This window comes from Kribbella sp. NPDC004138, assembly GCF_053603655.1.
In genome coordinates this window covers 165,733-186,537 of the sequence record NZ_JBSGFZ010000015.1, presented here as the reverse complement: position 1 = coordinate 186,537, position 20,805 = coordinate 165,733, and the positions used below count along the sequence as shown (strand labels likewise).

Genomic DNA, 20,805 nt, shown 5'->3' with positions numbered 1-20,805 from the left:
CCGTCGAGGCCACACCTGTTGCCGAGGCCGATCGCACCGTGGAAGTCCTGGTGGGCAACGAGCACGGGCTGCACGCGCGGCCTGCTGCTCGGCTGGTCGGGCTGGTGAACGGGTTCGACGCCGCGGTCACGCTCACCGATCTGGACACCGGCCGTGGACCGGTGGATGCGGGCAGTTTGAGCATGGTCGCGACGCTGAACGCCCAGCAGGGGCACCGGTTGCGGGTCGGCGCGAGCGGTCCCGAGGCCGCCGCGGCGCTGGCCGCGATCGAGCAGCTGGCGAAACAGAACTTCGGCGACGAACCGGCCGCTTCGGCGAGTATGCCGGTCCCGGCAGCTGCGTCTGCCGGCGGGTCCGGGCTGGATGTGGCGATCGGTCCCGCCGTACTGGCCGGCGACGCGGTGGACCTGGACGGATACGTTGCCGGTGACAACGAGCCCGGACGGCTGGAGGACGCGCTCCGGACCGCGGCCGACGACCTTCAGGTCCTCCGGGACGGCAGCGCGGAACACGGTGGGATCTTCGAGGCGCATCTCGCACTGCTGACCGATCGCAAGGTGCTCGACGCTGTGCGTACGGCGATCTCGGGCGGCGAGTCCGCGCCGATCGCCTGGAAGCAGGTGTACGACGAGCTGGCGTCCACCTTCGAGGCCCTCGACGACGCGTACCAGCGGGAACGGGCGCAGGACGTCCGCGCGGTGCGGGACCGAGTTCTGCGTGCGTTGACCGGGACCACGACGGAGGAAGCCCCGGCCGACGGCATCCTCGTCGTACCGGAGCTGGACGCGGCGACCGCGGCCACGCTGGACGCCACCCGAATCGCCGGGATCGCCGTACGGGCAGCGGGTACGACGGGACACGGGGTGATCGTGGCCCGGTCGCGCGGGATCCCGTTGATCACCGGGATCGGGGACGTCGCGGTGCCGGCCGGGACGACGGTCGCGTTCGACGCGCGGACGGGGTCGTTCGAGATCGCGCCGGACGAGCAGGCCGTACGCGCGACCATCGCGGAGCGGGTCTCCGAGCGGCGCCGGGCACTCGAGGAGGCGGACCGGCCGGCAGTCACCCGGGACGGCAGGACGATCGACGTCCTGGTGAACGTGGGTGTCCTGCAGGACGCCGTGGACGTGCGCGGCGCGGACGGTTCCGGGCTGGTGCGGACCGAGGTGCTGTTCGGGGATCGCCGGACCGCGCCGACCGTCGACGAGCAGACCGAGGCGTTCCGGGCGATCGCGCGGGCGCTGGGCGGGAAGCCGATCACGATCCGCACCTGGGACGTCGGCGGCGACAAACCGCTCCCGTTCCTGCCGCAGGCCGCGGAGGCGAACCCGTTCCTCGGCGAGCGCGGTCTGCGGGTGTTCCGTCATCGCCCCGACCTGCTGCGCGACCAACTCGAAGCGGTCCGGCGTACGGCGGCCGAGACGCCGGTGCACGTGATGTTCCCGATGGTAACGACGGCCGACGAGGTCGACTGGGCGCTGGAGGAACTCGGCCCGCGGGACGGTCTCGAGGTCGGCATCATGGTCGAGGTCCCCGCGGCCGCGCTCCGGGTCGCGACGCTCGCCCGGGATCTCGACTTCGTCAGCATCGGCACCAACGACCTCACGCAGTACACGACCGCGGCCGACCGCACCAACGCCGCGGTCGCCCCGCTCGCCGACGGCCTCGATCCCGCCGTACTCCAGCTGATCGACCATGTCGCCCGCACCGCCGGGGTTCGTGTCGCTGTCTGCGGCGACCTGGCCAGCGACTCCCAGTCCGCCGTACTGCTCGCTGCCCTCGGCGTGGCAGAGCTGAGCGCCGTCGGACCCCAGGTGCCGCTGGTCAAAGCCCGGCTACGGCAGGCCGACCTCGGACTGATCGACACTGCCGCTGTGCTGGCGGCTCGGGACGCCGCTCAGGTGCGCGGCTTGCTGTAGTAGCGCAACTCGACCAGGTTGAAGCCGGGGGTGCGCTCCGGCTTCGCAGGAAGCCTGTAGGACTCTCCCGGCTCCAGGTAGGTCACGTCAGGGTGCTGCAGGTCCAAGTCGACGACCAGGGCCGGGTACGGGCCCGTGTGCCAGGTGTAGGACTCGCCGGCCTCAGGGGTGACGTGCTGCACGCGGACGTCGTCCTCGTCGACGACGACCTTGGTCGGGATCTCCCCGGCCTGCTCGAAGCCTGCCTCGGCGGTGTCGACCCCGAAGTGCGGGTCACCCGACGCCTCCTCGCCGAGGTCGAGCACCTCGATCAGGCGGTTCAGGTACAGCGCGTCGCCGTCGTTGGTCAGCATGTGCACCGGGGAGACCGGACGGTAGACCGATCCGCCGACCGTCTCGCTCAGGTGCCGTGCCGGGCTGCCGTCCAGCCAGTCCATGTGGCAGGGCGACGTCGACAGGCACAGGACGACGTACGGGTTGTGGTGCAGGTGCCAGCCCTGGGCCTCACCGGGCTCCAGGGACACCTCCCACACGCGGACGCGTGAGTTCTTCAGCAGCACGCGGGTCCCGATCTCACCGAGAACGACCTCGGTGCCGTCAGGGGCGGTGACAGTAGTACCGGCGGTCATGCCTTCTCCTCAATTGGTCGTTCCATCGCGACACCGGCGAGCATGGTGCCGTCCGGCATCGGCAGCTGGGCGGACTCCACCTCGGTGAAGCCGAAAGCCTTGTAGAGCGGTACGCCGGGCAGCGTCGACATCAGTGCGAGTCTGGTGAACCCTTCCGCGCGGGCCGCGTCGTTGCAGGCGGTCAGGATCGCCCGGCCGAGCCCACGCCGCGTCCAGTCCGCCCGGACGAACATCGCCCGGATGCGGGCCGGTTCGGTCGCTGGGTCGAGCAGCCGCTCGTCCGCTCCCGCCGTACTCGCGTTGAACAGCTTGTTGCGCCGGCTCCACCCGCCACAAGCGACGACCTCACCGTCCGCCTCCAGCACGTAGTAGGTGCCGTCGTCGATCAGTGCCGTATCCAGCGTGGTGATGTGCTCGGCCGCACTGGCTGTCTGCTGCGCGTCGTAGTACGCCGGGAACTGCGTCTCCACCGCGGCCCGCGCCAACTCAGCCACCGCAGGCCCGTCCGCCACCACCGCCAACCGCAACACAGCCTCCACGCCCACAGGCTAGTTCACGACTTCGGGCCACCACGACGAAGACGGGTCACTCGCGGAATCGTCGTCCGCGGTACGTCCAGGCGATCTTCGCGCCGACCAGGAGCAGGAAGAGCAGCACCGTGACGGCGCTTGCGCCGGACGTCAGAGCGTGGCCCAGGATGATCGCGATCACGACGACCACGGGCAGCGCGATCCAGAGGATCGTCGCCCAGTTGGGAGGCTGCGTCCCCGGCGGCGGCTGGTACGGGGCAGCCAGCGTGGGCAGCGGCAGGCCCTCGAAGACCGGGTCGAGGTCCGACCGGATCCGCGCGGCGTACAGCAGATCCGTCCGCCGGTCGAGCTCCGCCTGGTCGATCCGGCCGGCGGCGAACTGGTCCGCCAAGGCGGTCGTGCACACGGACCGGTCGTCGTCGGACAGCCGTAGCTTCTCCAGCGGCGTCCCCGGCGGCTGCGGCGGCCGGACGACCTGGACGGCCATCGAGCCGAACACCTTGGCCATGGTCTTGAGCGGCGACTCGACCAGGTCCTCCATGAGCTTCAGCCGGCCGGCCCCGGCCTTGGTCAGCTCGTAGTCCGGCGGGCCGGAGTCCTGCGGGCGCTTGGCGACGAACGTGCCCGTGATCAGGTCGTTCAGCGCGGCCTGCACCCGCCCGTCGCTCGCGCCGGTACGGCGGACCAGCTCCGCGCGGCTCAACGGCGCGAACCGCAGCTGCTCCAGAAGCGCGTGCTCCAGCGCCGGGTCGTTCTCCACAGATCCCCCCTCGACTGCCCCGCCTCATTGTCGCAGGCACACGCGGTCATCGAACCCACACGGAAAGCTGCAGGAAGCTGCAATCTCGCGCTTGTGAACCGCTGGTGACGAGCCGCGGCGCACGCGTCGAGTACCTGACCGGGGACGGCCCGAACCTGAAGCCGCTCAAGTCCGCCCCCGGCACCTGGTACGTCCACGACACATCGACGTACGGACCAGGCGTGGTCACGCTGTACGTCGACGCCGAACCGGCTAGCTAAACGCCAGCTGGAGCAAGCCTCCGGAATACGTCGGACGCAGTACGGCCTCCACCCGGACGTACTGCGTCCGCACCGGCGTGAACGCGGTCGTGTTGAGCCGGTCCACCACCACGTCGTACGGCGTGGTGTTCTCGACCGCCCGCCACGTGTCACCGTCCAGCCTCAGCACCCGCCACGACTGCGGCACGCGGCACTGGCCGGAGCCGGTGTCGTCGAACCAGTACGCCGACGCCTGGGACAGCTCTCGGACCGAGCGCAGGTCGTACTCGATCCACTCCGTCGTACCCCGCCGGTCCCACCAGGTGAAGCGCGGAATCGACGTGTCCGCGGAGGATCGCGGCGTACGGCCGGAGTCCGGCGCCTCGAGCGAGTCACCGTCGTTCACGTGCGACGCCGTGATCCTGGTGCGATAGCTCCACTCCTTGCCGTCAGGGGCGACCTGCGGGAAAGACGTGACCCGCAGACGGGACGCACCCATCGGGATGAGGGTCACGGTCTCCACAGGCTCGTCCGACCGGGCCGGACTCGGTTGCAGCAGTCCGACGACGTCCTCGGTGTCTGTCTCCCACTGCGGGATCCGCCGGGCCTGTGTGGTCAGCGCAAGCGGCACACCGTCCGCCGTGAAGGGGTTCTCGCCCGCCTGCCGCCGTACGACGTCGAAGGACGCGCCGGCGACCAGCCCGTAGTTCCACGGCGACTCCGGATAGACCGAGAGCTCCGGCCACTCGTCGGTGCCGCCGATGCGTTCGTAGCGTTCCTCGATCTGTAGGGAGTAGGTCAGCGGACCACGGTCCACGGACACCGAGTGCTGGTTGTCCTCCCACACCCGGGTGGTGGTGCGCATCCGCAGTGTGAGCTCGACATGATCGCCGGCCTGCCAAGTGCGGTCGACCTTCATCCAGTCGCCGGACGTGCGTACAGGCTGCCCGTTGACCTTCACGGTGGCGTCATGTGTCCAGCCGGGACGCCTTAGATAGAAGGGGAATCGGACCGGTCGCGCAGTCTGCACGGTGAACGTGATGGTGTCCGAGAACGGGTACTCCGTGTCCTGTACCACGGTCACCGTCTCACCCGCGCCGGCTCCGACCGTCGCGGTCACCTTGCTGGCGGCGTACATGGACGCGGCCAGACCGTTGTCCGTCGTGGCCAGCCAGAGCTCCTGCACGTAGTACGGCCAGCCCATGCCGTAGTTGTGCGGGCAGCACCGGTACTGGTGCACGCCGTACTTGTACGCCTGCATGGCGAACGGGTTCTCGAACTGCCCGTGCTTGCGCCCGTCGTCGAGCTGCACGCTGTTCGCGCAGGTGATGTAGTGCATCACCTGCTGCCGCGGGTCATACGACGCTGTCAGCGAGTTGAACGCCAGCTCCTCACACCTGTCCGTCCAGGCGACGTCACCGGTGAAGCGGGTGAGCATCTCGCAGCTGTGCATCAGCTCGACGATCCCGCACGTCTCGAACCCCTGCCGCGGGTCGACGAACCCGGGCCGCGAGTTCTCGTCGCCGGCGAAGCCACCGCCCGGGAACTGGCCATACATCCCCATCACGGTCGAGTAGTTCCGGTACGTCGCTGCTCGGTGGTCGGCCTCACCGGACAGCAGCCAGTACTGCAACGGCTCCCGGAAACCCTGTGCCAGGTTGACGTTGTGCCAGGTGGGGATGCCACCGACGTAGTCCGCCGACCCGCTGTGCATCTTCGTCACCAGGTCGAGCAGCCACGGCTCCCCGGTGCGGTTGTAGAGCCAGTACGCGCTGTCGATGTTGTCGCCCCAGCGGAACGCGCCCCACGAGCGGTTGAACACCTCCGCCGGCTGCGTGTTCTGGAACCCCAGGTACTTCGTCATGAACGGAACGACCCGCTCGTCTCCGGAGTATTCGTACCAGGACCGGAACGCGGCCAGGAGCGGCATGCCCGGCCAGAAGTCCGGCCCGTTCTCCAGTGAGGTCCGCAGCCGCTCCGGACCGAACCAGCCGTCGGGCGCCTGGGTGGCGAGGATGCCGTCCATCCATCGCTGCATCCTGGTCAGTACGCCGGTGTCGCCGGTGACGTACCCGAGGTCGCCGAAGCCGCGCAGCCAGTACGGCAGCTCCTCCCACGCGCCCTCCGCCGGGTCGACCCAGCCGTTGCCTTCGTAGGTCAGGAAGTCCGAGATCTCGTCGTACCGGCCGCAGAGGCCGTTGACCTGCAGGTCGAGCTGCTGCGCGAGCCAGCCGCGCGCCTCGATCGCGCCGGGCGGGAGCTTCTGGAACGGGACCGGCCGGAGCGGGGCGCGCTGCGGGACGTAGTGCCCGCCGCGGCCGGCCGGCGGCCCGGACGGATGCACTGACGGCTGGGCGGCCTCGGCCGCGGCAGGATCGACGGCGGTCATGACAGCCGCCGCGGCGAGGGAAACGCCAAGGAAGTCACGTCGGGGCATTCCTTCGGGAGTGGGTTCGGGCATGGGTGTGCCTTTCGGGTGACGGGGGCGGACATCACACCGACGGAAAGACCGCACACGTTTTCCGTCGTTGACAACGTAGGACTGCGGATCGCGCCGGTCAAGATCAAAGCGCAGGTCAGCAGGGCTGTCCGAGGGATCCTGCTAGGCTTCGGCGCAGGATCGGAAGGAAACATGATGAAGAGGCCAGCGGTACGGATGGTGGATGTCGCCGCGCTCGCCGGCGTCTCCGCCGGAACCGCGTCGAAGGCGCTCAGCAACACCGGGCAGCTGAGCCAGGAAACCCGAGACCGGGTACGCCGGGCCGCGGCGCAGCTCGGGTTCACACCGGATGCCCGCGGCCGTGCGCTCTCGTCCGGCCGCACGTACACCGTGGCGCTGCTGACCACCGACAGCTCGGGCCGCTTCAGCATCCCGATCATGCGCGGCGTCGAGGACGTGCTCAGCGCCGGCGAGCTCGCGACCGTCCTCTGCGACACCCGCGACGACCCGTTGCGGGAGCAGACCTACCTGCGTTCACTCGTCGCGCGCGGCGTCGACGGCATCGTCGTCACCGGCCGGCGTACCGAGCCGCGGCGGCCGATCGACGTACCGCTGCCGGTCGTCTACGCGCTGGCCGCCTCGACGAATCCCGCCGACGCCTCGGTGATCGTCGACGACGCGGCCGGGGCCGCCGCGGCCATCACGCACCTGCGCGGGATCGGCCGCACCCGCATCGCCCACATCACCGGGCCGGCCGATCACCGCTCCGCCGCCGAGCGCGCCCAGGCCATTGCCGCCGATCTGTGCACCGAACCGCTCTTCGGTGAGTGGAGCGAACGCTGGGGCCGCCAGGCCACCGACCTGGTACTGCGTGAGCGCCCGGACGCGATCAGCTGCGGCAGCGACCAGATCGCCCGCGGCGTCTGCGACCGGCTCCGCGAACTGGGGCGCGCGGTCCCCGAGGACATCGCCGTCACCGGCTACGACAACTGGCCCGTCATGGCGCTGGCCAGCCGCCCGCCGCTCACCACCGTCGACCTCCGCCTGGAAGACCTCGGCCGCCGCGCGGCGACGCTGCTGCTGGAAGCCATCGCCGGCAAGCCGCACCACGGCGTCCTCGAGCTCCCGGCCCAGCTGATCACGCGGGAATCGACGCTAGGCAGGGCCTAGGAGCCTGAGCGCCGTCGCTCCTCCCGCTGCGGCCGGGACGCCCAGCGGTAGGTGAAGAACACCCACGCGAGCGCGGGTAGTCCGAAGATCGCCGCCGCGACCTCGCGACCGAACACCAGGAACACCAGCCCGAGCAGCGCGAACGGCAGCGCCACCCACACCGCGCCCACGAACGCCGCCCACCGCCACCGGCCGGGCTTGCGCGCCGCCGGCTTGTACAGCGACGGCGTCGGCAGACCGGCGAACACCGGCTCCAGGTCTCCGTGCGTGACGGCGTCGTTGAGCAGGTCGACCCGGCGGTGCAGCTCGGTCTCGTCGAGCCGGCCGATCGCGAACTGTTCGGCCAGCTCGTCCGTGCAGACGTGCCGCTCCTCGTCGGTGAGCCGGATGTTGACCATCCGGCGCCGGGCCGCGACCTCCCGCGCCTCCTGACCGGCCGCCGTCGCGTACCCGATCAGATCGCCCGGTTTCACCGGCCGCCGCTCCGCCATCCGCCTCACCTCACCTCGTCCCTTCGAGTGTGCCAGACGCGCCGGAAGGCGTCGTCTGACGTCGCACCGGAGTGCTTGGTTGGCGAGACGCTGATCACAAGAACGGCACTCAACGTCGTCGCGGCATCGAGTCATCTCTGATCTCGACGGGCCGAACGGAGCCCCCTTGACGATGGAGAAACAGACATGAAGAAGACGCTCACCGCTCGCGTTCTGGCCGGCGCCGCGATCATCGCCGCCACGGGGCTGTTCGTCGGAATCGCACCGAGCGACGCCGCGGTTCCGGCCCGCACCGCCGCCGTCACCGCGCACGCCAAGCCCGCGCTGAAGGCGTCGAGCCTGCACTTCGGCTACAAGTGCTGGGGCCGCGTGGGCAACTGCAACGTCGCGGTGTACGCGCCGACGGGCTGGAAGTTCACCCAGCTCAGCCGCGAGCAGGCGAAGTTCACCGACAGCTCGAACACCTGGATGCTGCGCGTCAACGGCGGCCTCGGCGGCAAGGTCAGCACCACGCGCGCCGCCGACCAGCGCATCCACGCGCTGCGCAGCGTCGCCGGCTTCAAGCTGGTGTCCCGCACCAACGGCACCGCACCGTCGAAGGTCGGCTGGTCCGCCCCGCGCGTCGCCTACACGCAGATCACCTACACCTACCGCGACGGCGCCCGCGGTCAGCGCTGGGTCACCACCCGCTTCGTCGACACCTTCGAGAACGGCCGCCGCGCCTACATCGAACTCACCGTCGCCGGCCGCCCCCAGGACAAGGCCGGCCTCACCAAGGTCCTCACCGTAGCCACCGAGCGAGTGGCGCTGGTCGGTTGATGCAGCCCGCGGAGCGGCGTACGTAGTCGGTCGCCGCTCCGCGATCCCGTCGCTCGTTCAGCTCATGGGCAGAAGCATGCGGTCCCGTAGCCGGGTGAGCTGGTCGTGCGTCAGCCCGTTGGACGCGAGGAAGGCAGTGACGTCGACCGAGCTGAGGAACGCGACCAGCTCGGCTCGAGCGGTCGCGCAATGCTTCTCCAACGCCTCCGCGGAACGTCCCGCTTCGCCGGCACCGGAGCGCTGCTGGTAGTAGGTATTCATGGTGCGGACGGCCAGCTCGTAGTCGTCGACGATGCAGTCCACCGGCGTACCAGCCACCGACAAGAGCATCGCGACGATCATGCCGGTGCGGTCACAGCCCGCCTTGCAGTGCACGAGCACCCCGCCGACGGGGGCGTCCGCGATCCGCGCGAACACACCGGTGACCAACCCCGGCCAACGTCGTAGTACGTCGCCGTAGTACGCCGGGCTGTCCAGCCGCAGTCCCCACTCGGCCATGAAGACCTCGTCGTGCGGATCCTCGATCGGATGGTGGTGCTGGGCCACGGCGTCGATGACCCGGACCTCGAGCCGCTCGGCGTCGTTGCGGAGGTCCACGACGGTACGGATCCCGGCCTCGGCCAGTTGCCGCCGGCCGAGGTCGCTGAGCCCGTCAGGCCGCGCCGACCGATAGACGCGGCCCGGCTGGATCTGTCCCGAACCCGCGGGCAGGCCACCGAGATCGCGCGTGTTGACCGCACCGTCCCAGACCTGCTCGCGGTTCATCGCGAGGCCGCGGTCAGTTGAGAACCGACGGCAGTGTGGAGGTCCAGGCCTCGCGCAGTTCGGTCAGGGGGATCTCGAACTGGTCCTGGACGTCGAGGGTGTCGCCGGTGATCACGCCGATCTTCGCGTGCGGGAAGCGGCGGGCGGTGCACATGTCGGTGAACCGCACCTCTTCGGTCCGCGGTACGGCGACGACCGCGCGGCCGGCCGACTCCGCGAACAGGAACAGGAACGGGTCCAGCCCGTCCGGCGCCCACACCCGCGCGCCGACGCCGCCGCGCAGCGCGGACTCGGCCAGGGTCTGCGCGACACCGCCGTCACTGACGTCGTGTGCCGCATCGATCAGCCCGTCGCGGGACGCGTTGATCAGGATGTCGGCCAGCTGCTGCTCCGCCGCCAGGTCCACCGCCGGCGGGCGTCCGCCGAGGTGCCCGTGGATCACGTGCGCCCACTCGGACCCGGACAGCTCCTCCGCGGTCTCGCCGAGCAGGTACAGCTGGTGGCCCTCCATCTCGGCCGTGAACCCGATCGGCGTCCGGCGGGTGACATCGTCGATGACCCCGAGCACACCGACGACGGGGGTCGGCAGGATCGCGGTCTCCCCGGTCTGGTTGTAGAACGACACATTCCCGCCGGTGACCGGGATGCCGAGCGCCTTGCATCCGTCGACCAGGCCGCGGATCGCCTCGGCGAACTGCCACATCACCGCCGGGTCCTCGGGCGAACCGAAGTTCAGGCAGTCGGTGACCGCGACCGGGCGGGCCCCGGTGGTCGCGACGTTGCGGAACGACTCGGCGAGCGCGAGCTTCGCGCCGGTGTACGGGTCGAGCTTCGCGAACCGGCCGTTGCAGTCGGTCGACACCGCGACGCCGAGGCCGCTGGTCTCGTCGACCCGGATCATCCCGCTGTCCTCGGGCTGCGCGAGCACCGAGTTGCCGAGCACGTACCGGTCGTACTGGTCCGTCACCCAGGACTTGTCGCACAGGTTCGGCGAGGCCACCAGCGTCAGCAGCGTGTCCCGCAGCTCCGCGCCGCTGCTTGCCCGCGGCAACTTCTCGGCGCCGTCGGCCTGCAGCTCGTCCTGCCAGGAGGGACGCTCGTACGGCCGCTCGTAGACCGGGCCCTCGTGCGCGACGGTCCGCGGCGGTACGTCGACCACGCGCTCACCGTGCCAATCGATCTCCAGCCGCCCGGTGTCGGTGACCTCACCGATCACATCGGCCTGGACGTCCCACTTGGCGCAGATCTTCAGGAACGCCTCGACGTTCTCCGGCGTCACGCACGCCATCATCCGTTCCTGCGACTCGCTCATCAGGATCTCTTCCGGAGCGAGCGACGCGTCCCGCAGCGGCACCTTGTCCAGCGACACCCGCATCCCGCCGTCACCCGCGCTCGCCAGCTCCGACGTCGCGCAGGACAGGCCCGCACCGCCGAGGTCCTGGATGCCCTCGACGACGTTCGCGGCGAAGAGCTCGAGCGTGCACTCGATCAGCAGCTTCTCCATGAACGGGTCGCCGACCTGGACCGCCGGCCGCTTGGTCGGGCCGCCCTCCGCGAAGGTCTCCGACGCCAGCACCGACACACCGCCGATCCCGTCACCGCCCGTCTTGGCGCCGTACAGGATCATCTGGTTGCCGACGCCGGTCGCGTTGGCGAGGTGCAGGTCCTCGTGCCGCATCACGCCGACGCAGAGCGCGTTCACCAGCGGGTTCCCGAGGTACGTCGGGTCGAAGACGACCTCGCCGCCGATGTTGGGCAGGCCGAGGCTGTTCCCGTAGCCGCCGACGCCGGACACGATTCCCGGCAGCACGCGCTTGGTATCCGGAGCGTCCAGGGGGCCGAACCGCAGCGGGTCCATCACGGCGACCGGGCGGGCGCCCATCGCGATGATGTCGCGGACGATGCCGCCGACGCCGGTCGCCGCGCCCTGGTACGGCTCGACGTACGACGGGTGGTTGTGCGACTCGACCTTGAACGTGACCGCGTACCCCTCGCCGATGTCGATGACGCCGGCGTTCTCACCGATGCCGGCGAGCATCTTGCCGGCCGGGGTCTCCTGCGGGATGTCGGCGAACTTGCGCAGGTGCACCTTGGACGACTTGTACGAGCAGTGCTCGCTCCACATCACCGAGTACATGGCCAGCTCGCAGCTGGTCGGGCGCCGCCCGAGGATGTCCCGGATGCGCTGGTACTCGTCCGGCTTCAGCCCGAGCTCAGCCCACGGCTGCTCGACGTCCGGCGTGTTACTTGCGTTGCTCACAGTGTCGGTCGACAACTCAGGACTCCTGCACTAGGTGGGACTCAGGTGAAACGGTAGCTGGCTGGTGGGAGGCCATCAGATGGGCCACCAGGAGCGGGAGGGCGAAACCAACCATGATCGCGGGCAGTGCGACACCGGCGTCGTTGAGGAGCATGCCGACGAGGCCGCAGGTGGACAGCGCGAGCAGCGTCGGCCGGACCATCGGGAAACTGTCGTAGAAGGCGCGGTACGACTCCGACGGCACCCGCTGTGGCAGGACCGTGGCCAGCATGCAGGCGATCACGGCGACGAGCATCGCCCAGCCCGACGGTCCGGTGAAGAACTGGACTGCCATCTGCAGCTTGCGGATCAGTACGTCGCTGACGTCGCCGTCGAGGAGGCGAGCGACGAACGCGCCGAAGTGGCTGCGCTGGTCCGGCGGGCGCAGGTAGTCGAGGAACGCGACCGCCGACACGGCCAGCAGACCGGCCACGCCGACACCGATCAGTGCGCGCAGTGAGATGCTCCCGCGCCAGGTCAGCCACGCCATCAGCAGCACTGCCGGGGTCAGCGCGATGATGCCGCCGAAGTCCGTCCCCCAACCGGGCCTGCCGTCGACGACGATCGCAGCGCCGCCGATGACGAGTACGGCGACCGCGGCCTGCACCCTGCTCTTACTGAGGAGCTTCTGCGCCGCCCAGCCCGCAGTGACGAGTGCACCGAACGCGAGCGTCGCGAAGGTGGAGTTGCCGAAGCCGTAGAACCGCCCACCGATGACGGGCCCGTCCGCGAACATGCTGCCAACCTGGAGCGGCGTACCGAGCACACCGTCGACCAGCAGGATCACGTACGCCGCAAGTGCGAGGCCGAGAAACGCGTACCGCTTCAACAGCACCTGCGCCAGCGCCGCCGACAGCGCACTGATCCCGAGAACCACGCAGTACAAGGAGAATCCTGGCGACGGCCAGCGCCACCAGACGGTCAGCGTGGACAGGAAGACCGCCAGGTAGAACCCGCCCTGCATCAGCAACGTGAACACCGCGGTACGCCGGGACGCGGGCGAGCGCCGGAACAAGAACCAGAGCAGCGCGAGCACCTCGGCCGCGACGATCGTCAGCGCCACCGCGAACAGCATCGGCCGCGGCTGCTCGAACCGCTCGTTGGTGTCCAGCCGGTCCTCGATGACAGCAGCCGCGTCGGTGTGGACGTCGCCGGTGAAGTGGATCTCGTTGCCGTCCAGCGGACCGGCCTTGGCGGACCCCGCCGGGTCGACCTCTGCCGCGTCCCGCCCCTTGAGGATCGTCGCGGTCACGTCGGTGAGCTGGATCAGCCCCGGCCGACGGGTGCTGTCACTGGTCAGCCAGCGTGGCCCGTTGTCCGGCGGCACCTGCATGGCGACCAGCGGCTGCTGGTGCGCATTCGCGAGCTCCTGGCTGACACCGACCAGCAGCACCCAGCCACCGGCCGCGCGTGCCTGCGCGACCAGGTCGGCGACCTTCTGCCGCGCCTCGGCCCGGCCTTCGCGCGGGGGCAGCGCACCGGCGTCGACGATCGCGTCACCGCAGTCCGGTTTCGCCAGCTGGGACGCGTCGAACTCCGGCTGCCAGTTGCGGACGGTGCCGTCCGTGCGGGCCAGGGCGATCGCGGCGCCCGGTCCGAAGCCGCAGATGGGGTACCCGGTCTGGCCGAGGCGGCCGATCGGCGCCCCGGTGTGGTGCTCGGCCTGACGGTCGACGTACGCCTGCCAGTCGGTCACCTTGCCGTTCGCCACCGCGGGCGCGGCACACGGCTGGTCGGGGACGCTCCCCCAGGCCCGGGTGCCCGCGCTGATCGTCAGCCACCCGTCGACCGGGCAGGTGTGCGGGCCCGCCGTCTTCACCGAGATCGAGCCGACGTGCGACTGGTTCACCAGGGCGGTCAGCTCCGGCGACGCCTTCACGTCGTCCCAGGTCAGCCCGGGCACGCCGATGACCACGACCTTCGCGAACAGACCGGCAGGCTGCGCCGACGCCGTACCGGTGGTCAGCAGCAGGACCGCCGCCGTCAGCAGGACGGCGCGGACCAGCCTGGTGAACCTCATCAGGACGCGACGACGGCCTTCAGCACCGAGGTGAAGAAGCCCAGGCCGTCCGTGGTCGGGCCGGTCAGTGTCTCGACGGCGTGCTCCGGGTGCGGCATCAGGCCGACCACGTTGCCCCGCTCGTTGGTGATGCCGGCGATGTCGCGGTAGGAACCGTTCGGGTTGCCGAGGTAGCGGGCCACCACCCGGCCCTCGCCCTCCAGGCGGTCCAGGGTGGCCTCGTCGGCGACGAAGGAGCCGTCCTGGTTCTTCAGCACGATGGTGATCTCGTGGTTGGCGTCGTAGTCGCCGGTCCACGCGGTGCGGTTGTTCTCGATCCGCAGCCTCTGGTCCTTGCAGACGAATTTGCGGTGGTGGTTCTTGATCAGCGCGCCCGGCAGCAGGTGCGACTCGCACAGCACCTGGAAGCCGTTGCAGATGCCGAGCACCGGCATCCCCTCGCCGGCCCGCTTGATGATCGTGTCCATCACCGGCGCGAATCGGGAGATGGCGCCGGCCCGCAGGTAGTCGCCGTACGAGAAGCCGCCGGGCAGGACCACCGCGTCGACCCCGTGCAGGTCCGCGTCGCCGTGCCAGAGCGCGACCGCCTCGGCGCCGGCCACCGCGGCCGCGCGGCGCGCGTCGGCGTCGTCGAGCGAGCCCGGGAAGGTGACGACCCCGATCTTCACTGGTTCTCCACGTGCAGCGTGTAGTCCTCGATCACCGGGTTGGCCAGCAGGGTGTCCGCGGCCTTCCGGATCTCGGCGACGCGCTCCTCGGTCGCATCACCGTCCAGGGTGATCTCGAAGCGCTTTCCCTGCCGGACGTCGGCCACGCCGTCGAAGCCGAGCCGGCCGAACGCGCCGTGCACCGCCTTGCCCTGCGGGTCGAGGATCTCGGGCTTGAGCATGACGTCGACGACAACGCGAGCCACTGACTACTCCAGGTTCGTTGCGGGGTGACGCCTGAATCCTACCGACCGAGGCCCGGAATGCCGCATCCTGGACTATTCACTCAGTACATACACGCGGTGTATAGTTCCGGGCATGGCCACTGCTGAGCTCGTTCTCGGGCTGCTGTCCGCGGGCCCGGCGCACGGGTACGACGTGAAGCGTGGTCATGACACCTGGTTCCCGGACAGCCGGCCGCTCGCCTTCGGGCAGGTGTACACGACGCTTGGGCGACTGGAGCGCGACGGACTGGTCAAGGTGATCGACAAGACCTCCGGCGGCGGACCGGACCGGACGGTCTACGCGCTCACCGGCAAGGGTCGCGACCACCTCAGCGAATGGCTCACCGACCCGGTGCCGCCGGCCTGGGGCAGCGCCGACGAAGTCCTGCGCAAGCTCGTGGCGGCGATCCGGACCGGCGGCGACGCCGCCGGATTCCTTGCCCGCCAGCGCGCCAGCCACCTGCGCCGGATCCGTGAGCTGCGCGAGACACCGGCCGACGACGACCCGACCTCACCACTGGTCCGCGAGTACATCGTGGCTCACCTGGACGCCGACCTGCGCTGGCTCGACAGTGCCCTTGACCGCATCTCCGAGCAGAGGGGAGCTCGCTGATGAATGCCGTTCTGGAGCTGGAGAAAGTCGAGTACGCGTACCGGCGCAACACCGCGCTGCGTGGTGTCAGCCTGCAGCTCAAGCCGGGCGAGGTGGTCGCGGTGACCGGTGCGAGCGGTTGCGGCAAGTCGACGCTCCTGCACTGTGCGGCCGGCATCCTCGCGCCGGACGCCGGTGCGGTGCAGGTGGACGGCCAGGACCTTGCAGAGCTGCCGGAAGAGCAGCGTGCCGCGCTCCGACGGACGAAGGTCGGCATCGTGCTGCAGTTCGGCCAACTGGTGCCGGACCTGCCGCTGGTCGATAACGTGGCGTTACCGCTGCTGCTGGGCGGGCATGAGCGGGGCGAGGCGCACCAGGCCGCCAGGCGATGGCTGGACCAGGTCGGCATTGCCGAGGACGCCGACGCGGTTCCAGCCGAGCTCTCCGGCGGCCAGACGCAGCGTGCCGCAGTAGCGCGTGCGCTGATCACAGGTCCGTCTGTCGTCCTCGCGGACGAGCCCACCGGCAGCCTGGACAGCAGGGCCGGCCAGGAGCTGCTCGACGTACTGCTGGAGGCCGCCCGCTACCGCGGTGCCGCTCTGCTGATGGTGACGCACGACAACCTCGTGGCCGCATCGGCGGATCGCGAGATCAGGCTGCGCGACGGCCTGATCCAGCATGAGGTAGCCCTCTGATGACACTCGAGACGCTGGTCCAGCTGGCACGCTCACGGACACCGGCGGACCGCAGCCGGGTCCAACTGGCCACCGCGGCACTCGCACTGAGCGGAGCACTGCTGCTGGGCGCGCTCCGCATCGCCCGTCTCGGCAAGGCCGAGCTGGGCAACGACATTTACAGCAACTACATCGCCGAGAGCGGTCTCCGGTCAGGGCTGATCGCGATCTTGATCATCCTGGCCGCACTGACCGGCGGCCTCGCGGTCCAGGCGCTACGGCTGGGCACTGCGGCTCGCGAACACCGACTGGCCGCGCTGCGACTGGCCGGTGCCTCCCGCAAGCAGCTGCGGCAACTGACCGTCGCCGACGCGGCCATTGCCGGTCTGGCCGGCGGACTGCTCGCCGGCCCTGCCTATCTGGTGCTCAGTCTGCTCTTCGGCGCGCTCCCCCGGATGGCGCGGATCCTGCCCGGTGCGGAGCCGATCGACGCGCTCCTCTGGATCCCGGTCGTGGTGATGATGACAGCAGCGGGCGTGGTGATCGGCAGCTTGCTGCACCGCGACGGAACGGCCGCGCCCCAACCACAGTCCGCGACGCAGCGTCATACCGGCATCGTTGCCGGACCGGTCCTCATCGCACTCGGGCTCCTCACGTCGCCGTACATGGGCTACGTCGGGTCCACGATCGCGCTTGCCGGGACGGCGTTGCTGTTCCTCAGCACCTCAGGCCTCTGGATCCGCTGGCTCGGGCGGCGACTGCAGCGGTCCGGCGATCCCGCCAACCTGCTCACCGGCGTCCGCCTGATGACCGACTCACGGCCCAGCTCCCGGATCTGCATGCTGCTGGGCAGTTGCGGTTTCCTCGTCGGCTCGATGGCGAACGGGATCGCGAGCGTCGTCGCCGACGAGACGACGACCTCAGCGACCTTCTACACCACCGGATTCGGCCTGACGATCGCCGGCCTCGTCCTGATCGTGCTGACCGCGATCGCCGCCCTGATCGTCGGCGTCGCCGACCAACTGGTCGACCAGCGTCGTCAGCTCGCCAGCCTGACCGCGCTGGGCGTGGACCTGCCGTTTCTCCGTCGTGTCATCCGTCGGCAGCTGACCGTGGTCGCCGCTCCCGCGCTTGCCGCCGGGCTGCTGTTCGGCACGGTGATCGGCATCAACCGCGTTTCCGGCGGTGCGGTCGGGCCGTTCGATCCGGGCACGCTGCTGCTCGCGGCGATCCTGACGGCCGCGGGCTGGCTGTTCGGTCACCTCGGCGCCGCCGCCGCGGGACTCCTGCTTCGCAACCAACTGCGGGACGCACTCGATCCCGAGAATCTGAGGGCAGCTTGATGACGTCAGTTCCGTTGGTGGTCCGGCCCGCGCTGCTGCTCGGCGTGCCGAACCGGATCACACTGGCCCGGACGGTGATCGCGATGGTGGTCGCGACCTACGCGTTCCGGACCGGCGAGCTGACCTGGCTCGTGGTCGGGTACTTCACCTACTGGTTCGGCGACAGTCTCGACGGCTGGGTGGCTCGCCGGCGCGACGAGGAGTCACTGTCCGGCGCGGTGTTCGACATCGTCTGTGACCGGGCCTGCTCGTTCCTGCTGGCGGCCGCGTTCATGGCGACGTACCCGGGCACGATCGGTCCGCTGGCGATCTACCTGATCCAGTTCGGCGTGCTGGACACGATGCTGACGTTCTCGTTCCTGCTCTGGCCGTGGATGCTCAGCCCGAACTACTTCTACAAGGTCGACCGGCCGATCTACGTCTGGAACTGGTCCAAGCCGGCCAAGGCGCTGAACACCGGCGCCGTGGTCGTCTCGCTGGTCGTCGCCGGGCAGACCGGGGCCCAGTGGCTGCCGTACGCCGTCGCGGTCGCGGCCTGCGTCGTGAAGGTCGTCTCCTCGTACCGGCTGGTCATGATCCTCGTCGGCCGGCAGGCCGCCGCTCCGGGCGAAGCCGCATGAGGCTCAGGTGTGACCCTGGTCGCTCCCCGAAGTGGTGCTAACCCCCGTGGCAACGGCCTTCATCGCGCATAGCCTCGAGGTCATGTGGGTTTGGCAACTGGTGCTCGCGGTGGGCTTCGGTATCGGGTCCGCCGTCGTACCGTTCCTGAACGCCGAGGCGTACGTGCTCGGCGTCGGTGTCACCCATGCCCTGAACCCGGTGGTCGCCGCGGTCGGCGTCGCGGTCGGGCAGACCATCGGCAAGGTCGCGATGTTCCTCGCCGTGCGGTACCGGCCGGGCTACGCGGCCCGCCAGACCAAGGAGCCCAAGGCGGTCGACCTGGACACCCGCTGGGGCCGCTTCGTCCAGCGCAACCGTGACCTCAGCAAGCGTCTCCTGGACGCGATGAGCGACAGCCGCTGGGGCATGCCAGTCACCCTGCTGAGCGCGTTCGTCGGCATCCCGCCGCTGTACGGCGTGGCGCTGATCGGCGGCGCCTCGCGGATGCGGACCGCCGTCTTCACCCTCGCGGTCCTGCTCGGCCGCGGCGGCCGCTTCGTCCTGCTCGCGCTCGGCGTAGGCCTGTTCTAGCCGTCGAACTTCCGGCCGGTCAGCTGCTCGTAGGCCGCGATGTACGACGCGCGGGTCCGCTCGACGACCTCGTCGGTCAGCGGCGGCGGCGCCTCGCCGGACGTCCGGTCCCAGCCCGACTCGAACTGCAGCCAGTCGCGCACGATCTGCTTGTCGTACGACGGCTGCTGCTTGCCCGGGGACCACTGGTCAGCCGGCCAGAAACGGCTCGAGTCCGGGGTCAGCACCTCGTCGGCCAGCACCAGCGTCCCGTCCGCGCGGGCGCCGAACTCGAACTTGGTGTCCGCCAGGATGATCCCGCGCTCCTCGGCCATCGCCCGCGCGGTCGTGTAGATCTCGAGCGTCGTGTCGCGCAGCACGGCCGCGGTGTCCGCGCCGACGGTCGCGACCACCGCGTCGTACGACACGTTCTCGTCGTGCTCGCCGAGCTCGGCCTTCGAGGCGGGCGTGAAGATCGGGGTTTCGAGGCGTGACCCCTCGACCAGACCGGCCGGCAGCGGGATCCCGCAGACCGCGCCGGACGCGTTGTAATCGAGCAGACCGGTGCCGCTCAGGTACCCCCGTGCCACGCACTCGACCGGGTAGATCGCGAGCTTCTCGCACACCACGGCCCGGCCCGCGACCTCGGCCGGGACATCGGTGGAGATGATGTGGTTCGGCACGTCGAGCTGCTCGAACCACCACAGGCTCATCGCGGTGAGCACCTTCCCCTTGTCGGGGATCACCGACTCCAGGATCCAGTCGAACGCGCTCATCCGGTCGCTCGCGACCATCAGCAGGTCACCGGACTCCAGCTCGTACAGGTCCCGGACCTTGCCGGAGTGGAGGTGCTTCGCACCGGGAATCTCGGGCGCCTGCGGAAGTGTGGTCACGGCGCCGATTCTTCCATCCGCCTACTTGCGGGCGCGCAGGGCCACCAGTTTGCCGCCGACCGCGAACAAGCCGTCGCGGATCGTGCACACGATCGGGTTCTCGGTCTGGGCGAGCCGGCCGAGGCTCCGCGATCGCTTCACCAGCTTGGTCGTCGCGGGCCGCCGTTCCGCGTCGTACGCCGCCAGCGCCGTCTGCAGGTTGGCGCTGGTGAGGTGACGACCCAGCGCACCGGCGTCTTCGATCGCCGAGCACGCGCCGCGGCCCAGGTTGGGCGTCATCGCGTGCGCGGCGTCCCCGAGCAGCACCACCCGGCCCTGCACGAACGGCACCAGCGGCAACGTCAGGTCGTAGATGTCGTTCTGCAGGATCTTCTCGCTGCCCGCGATCAGCCGCGGGATCGGGTCGTGCCAGCTCTCGAACACGCTCGGCTCGCTCGTCGTACCGGCCGGCTGGTTCGCGGTCCCGTACCAGTAGAACCGCCCGTCGATGAGCCGCGCGAACCCGAACAGTTGCCCACGGCCCCATGTTTCGCCACCGCCGTCGTCGAGGTCGACGTCCGCGATCCCGCGGTACGCCGTGAAACCCGAGTACCGCGGCCCTTTGTACTGCGGATACAGGGCGCCTCGCACCGCGCTGCGGATCCCGTCCGCCGCGACCAGGAGATCGGCGCGCAGGTCGCCGTTGACCGTGACGCCGCCAGCGTCCTGGGTGATCGTGCGGACGTCGTACCCGGTCCGGACCGTCACCGCCGGGCCGAACTCAGCCGTGATCAGGTCGTGCAACTGAGCCCGGTGGATCATCACCGGGAGCTCCATTCCGAGGTCCGGCGCGCCGACGACCCAGCGGCCGTCGGGTCTCCGCATCCCGGCGGGCCTGGACTGCACCGAGGCCTTCTCGACGCCCTTCACCCCGAGCTCCTCGAGCACCGCGACCGCCGACGGCCACACGGAGATGCCGGCCCCCACTTCGCCGAGCTCCGCAGCGCGCTCCAGAACCGTGACCTGCCAGCCGCACCGCTGCAGCGCGACAGCCGCCGTGACCCCGCCGATCCCCGCTCCCACCACGATCGCCGTACTCATGACCTTGACTCTACATCTGTAGAGTTCCGTTGGGAAGTGCG

Annotated in this window: 21 protein-coding genes; 9 read left to right on the top strand and 12 right to left on the bottom strand. The window is 70.0% G+C overall.

What is annotated here, in order from left to right:
- The first annotated feature begins 38 nt into the window (after positions 1 to 38).
- Entirely contained in the window at positions 39 to 1,919 is a 1,881-nt protein-coding gene (locus ACWEOO_RS22380; protein ID WP_452144660.1) for an HPr family phosphocarrier protein, read from the top strand.
- Here ACWEOO_RS22380 and ACWEOO_RS22375 read toward each other — a convergent pair.
- From ACWEOO_RS22375 to ACWEOO_RS22365, 3 genes are read right to left on the bottom strand one after another with little or no spacing between them, the layout of a single operon-like run.
- The gene (locus ACWEOO_RS22375) at positions 1,898 to 2,548 is read right to left on the bottom strand and encodes a hypothetical protein (protein ID WP_452144635.1); all 651 of its coding nucleotides are present in this window, start codon (positions 2,546 to 2,548) and stop codon (positions 1,898 to 1,900) included. The two genes, ACWEOO_RS22380 and ACWEOO_RS22375, sit on opposite strands and share 22 nt — an antisense overlap.
- Positions 2,545 to 3,087 carry a GNAT family N-acetyltransferase gene (locus tag ACWEOO_RS22370; RefSeq protein ID WP_452144634.1) on the bottom strand — a complete coding sequence of 181 codons (543 nt, stop codon included), beginning with the start codon at positions 3,085 to 3,087 and terminating at the stop codon, positions 2,545 to 2,547. The genes ACWEOO_RS22375 and ACWEOO_RS22370 overlap by 4 nt, the downstream gene beginning before the upstream one ends.
- Positions 3,088 to 3,133: 46 nt before the next feature.
- On the bottom strand, positions 3,134 to 3,838 hold the full coding sequence (locus ACWEOO_RS22365; protein ID WP_452144633.1) for a DUF1707 domain-containing protein: 705 nt from the start codon (positions 3,836 to 3,838) through the stop codon (positions 3,134 to 3,136).
- Between the two features lie 104 nt (positions 3,839 to 3,942).
- Between ACWEOO_RS22365 and ACWEOO_RS22360 the strand changes: the two genes are divergently transcribed.
- Positions 3,943 to 4,098 (top strand): hypothetical protein, encoded by a 156-nt coding sequence (locus ACWEOO_RS22360; protein ID WP_452144632.1) that lies wholly within the window; start codon positions 3,943 to 3,945, stop codon positions 4,096 to 4,098.
- On the opposite strand, the gene ACWEOO_RS22355 is transcribed toward ACWEOO_RS22360, so the two are convergent.
- A complete protein-coding gene (locus ACWEOO_RS22355) occupies positions 4,091 to 6,466 on the bottom strand; it encodes a beta-L-arabinofuranosidase domain-containing protein (protein WP_452144631.1) in 2,376 nt (791 codons plus the stop codon). The genes ACWEOO_RS22360 and ACWEOO_RS22355 overlap by 8 nt on opposite strands.
- A gap of 246 nt (positions 6,467 to 6,712) precedes the next feature.
- On the opposite strand from ACWEOO_RS22355, the gene ACWEOO_RS22350 reads away from it, so the two are divergent.
- Positions 6,713 to 7,687 carry a LacI family DNA-binding transcriptional regulator gene (locus ACWEOO_RS22350; protein WP_452144630.1) on the top strand — a complete coding sequence of 325 codons (975 nt, stop codon included), beginning with the start codon at positions 6,713 to 6,715 and terminating at the stop codon, positions 7,685 to 7,687.
- Here the strand turns inward: ACWEOO_RS22350 and ACWEOO_RS22345 are convergent.
- On the bottom strand, positions 7,684 to 8,178 hold the full coding sequence (locus ACWEOO_RS22345) for a DUF1707 SHOCT-like domain-containing protein (RefSeq protein WP_452144629.1): 495 nt from the start codon (positions 8,176 to 8,178) through the stop codon (positions 7,684 to 7,686). The genes ACWEOO_RS22350 and ACWEOO_RS22345 overlap by 4 nt on opposite strands.
- A gap of 186 nt (positions 8,179 to 8,364) precedes the next feature.
- On the opposite strand from ACWEOO_RS22345, the gene ACWEOO_RS22340 reads away from it, so the two are divergent.
- Entirely contained in the window at positions 8,365 to 8,997 is a 633-nt protein-coding gene (locus ACWEOO_RS22340; RefSeq protein WP_452144628.1) for a hypothetical protein, read from the top strand.
- A gap of 57 nt (positions 8,998 to 9,054) precedes the next feature.
- On the opposite strand, the gene ACWEOO_RS22335 is transcribed toward ACWEOO_RS22340, so the two are convergent.
- From ACWEOO_RS22335 to purS, 5 genes are read right to left on the bottom strand one after another with little or no spacing between them, the layout of a single operon-like run.
- The gene (locus tag ACWEOO_RS22335) at positions 9,055 to 9,762 is read right to left on the bottom strand and encodes a tyrosine-protein phosphatase (protein ID WP_452144627.1); all 708 of its coding nucleotides are present in this window, start codon (positions 9,760 to 9,762) and stop codon (positions 9,055 to 9,057) included.
- A gap of 13 nt (positions 9,763 to 9,775) precedes the next feature.
- Entirely contained in the window at positions 9,776 to 12,037 is a 2,262-nt protein-coding gene (gene purL / locus ACWEOO_RS22330; protein ID WP_452144626.1) for a phosphoribosylformylglycinamidine synthase subunit PurL, read from the bottom strand.
- Between the two features lies 1 nt (position 12,038).
- Positions 12,039 to 14,081 (bottom strand): hypothetical protein, encoded by a 2,043-nt coding sequence (locus tag ACWEOO_RS22325; RefSeq protein WP_452144625.1) that lies wholly within the window; start codon positions 14,079 to 14,081, stop codon positions 12,039 to 12,041.
- The gene (gene purQ / locus ACWEOO_RS22320) at positions 14,081 to 14,749 is read right to left on the bottom strand and encodes a phosphoribosylformylglycinamidine synthase subunit PurQ (protein ID WP_355695151.1); all 669 of its coding nucleotides are present in this window, start codon (positions 14,747 to 14,749) and stop codon (positions 14,081 to 14,083) included. The genes ACWEOO_RS22325 and purQ overlap by 1 nt, the downstream gene beginning before the upstream one ends.
- Positions 14,746 to 14,994 carry a phosphoribosylformylglycinamidine synthase subunit PurS gene (gene purS / locus ACWEOO_RS22315; RefSeq protein WP_452144624.1) on the bottom strand — a complete coding sequence of 83 codons (249 nt, stop codon included), beginning with the start codon at positions 14,992 to 14,994 and terminating at the stop codon, positions 14,746 to 14,748. Before purS ends, purQ begins: the two co-directional genes overlap by 4 nt.
- Before the next feature lie 112 nt (positions 14,995 to 15,106).
- Here purS and ACWEOO_RS22310 point away from each other — a divergent pair, with 112 nt between their 5' ends.
- The 5 genes from ACWEOO_RS22310 (at position 15,107) to ACWEOO_RS22290 (ending at position 18,812) form a co-directional block, all read left to right on the top strand.
- Complete coding sequence (locus ACWEOO_RS22310) at positions 15,107 to 15,625, top strand: helix-turn-helix transcriptional regulator (RefSeq protein WP_452144623.1); 519 nt, start codon at positions 15,107 to 15,109, stop codon at positions 15,623 to 15,625.
- The gene (locus ACWEOO_RS22305; RefSeq protein WP_452144622.1) at positions 15,625 to 16,299 is read left to right on the top strand and encodes an ABC transporter ATP-binding protein; all 675 of its coding nucleotides are present in this window, start codon (positions 15,625 to 15,627) and stop codon (positions 16,297 to 16,299) included. Before ACWEOO_RS22310 ends, ACWEOO_RS22305 begins: the two co-directional genes overlap by 1 nt.
- The gene (locus ACWEOO_RS22300; protein ID WP_452144621.1) at positions 16,299 to 17,621 is read left to right on the top strand and encodes an FtsX-like permease family protein; all 1,323 of its coding nucleotides are present in this window, start codon (positions 16,299 to 16,301) and stop codon (positions 17,619 to 17,621) included. The genes ACWEOO_RS22305 and ACWEOO_RS22300 overlap by 1 nt, the downstream gene beginning before the upstream one ends.
- Entirely contained in the window at positions 17,621 to 18,241 is a 621-nt protein-coding gene (locus ACWEOO_RS22295; protein WP_452144620.1) for a CDP-alcohol phosphatidyltransferase family protein, read from the top strand. Before ACWEOO_RS22300 ends, ACWEOO_RS22295 begins: the two co-directional genes overlap by 1 nt.
- Positions 18,242 to 18,323: 82 nt before the next feature.
- The gene (locus ACWEOO_RS22290) at positions 18,324 to 18,812 is read left to right on the top strand and encodes a hypothetical protein (RefSeq protein ID WP_363717588.1); all 489 of its coding nucleotides are present in this window, start codon (positions 18,324 to 18,326) and stop codon (positions 18,810 to 18,812) included.
- On the opposite strand, the gene ACWEOO_RS22285 is transcribed toward ACWEOO_RS22290, so the two are convergent.
- Together ACWEOO_RS22285 and ACWEOO_RS22280 are read right to left on the bottom strand one after the other, a co-directional pair.
- A complete protein-coding gene (locus ACWEOO_RS22285; RefSeq protein ID WP_452144619.1) occupies positions 18,809 to 19,684 on the bottom strand; it encodes a phosphoribosylaminoimidazolesuccinocarboxamide synthase in 876 nt (291 codons plus the stop codon). The genes ACWEOO_RS22290 and ACWEOO_RS22285 overlap by 4 nt on opposite strands.
- Positions 19,685 to 19,705: 21 nt before the next feature.
- Positions 19,706 to 20,764, bottom strand: coding sequence for an FAD-dependent monooxygenase (locus ACWEOO_RS22280; RefSeq protein ID WP_452144618.1), 1,059 nt, complete (start codon positions 20,762 to 20,764; stop codon positions 19,706 to 19,708).
- Positions 20,765 to 20,805: the final 41 nt, after the last annotated feature.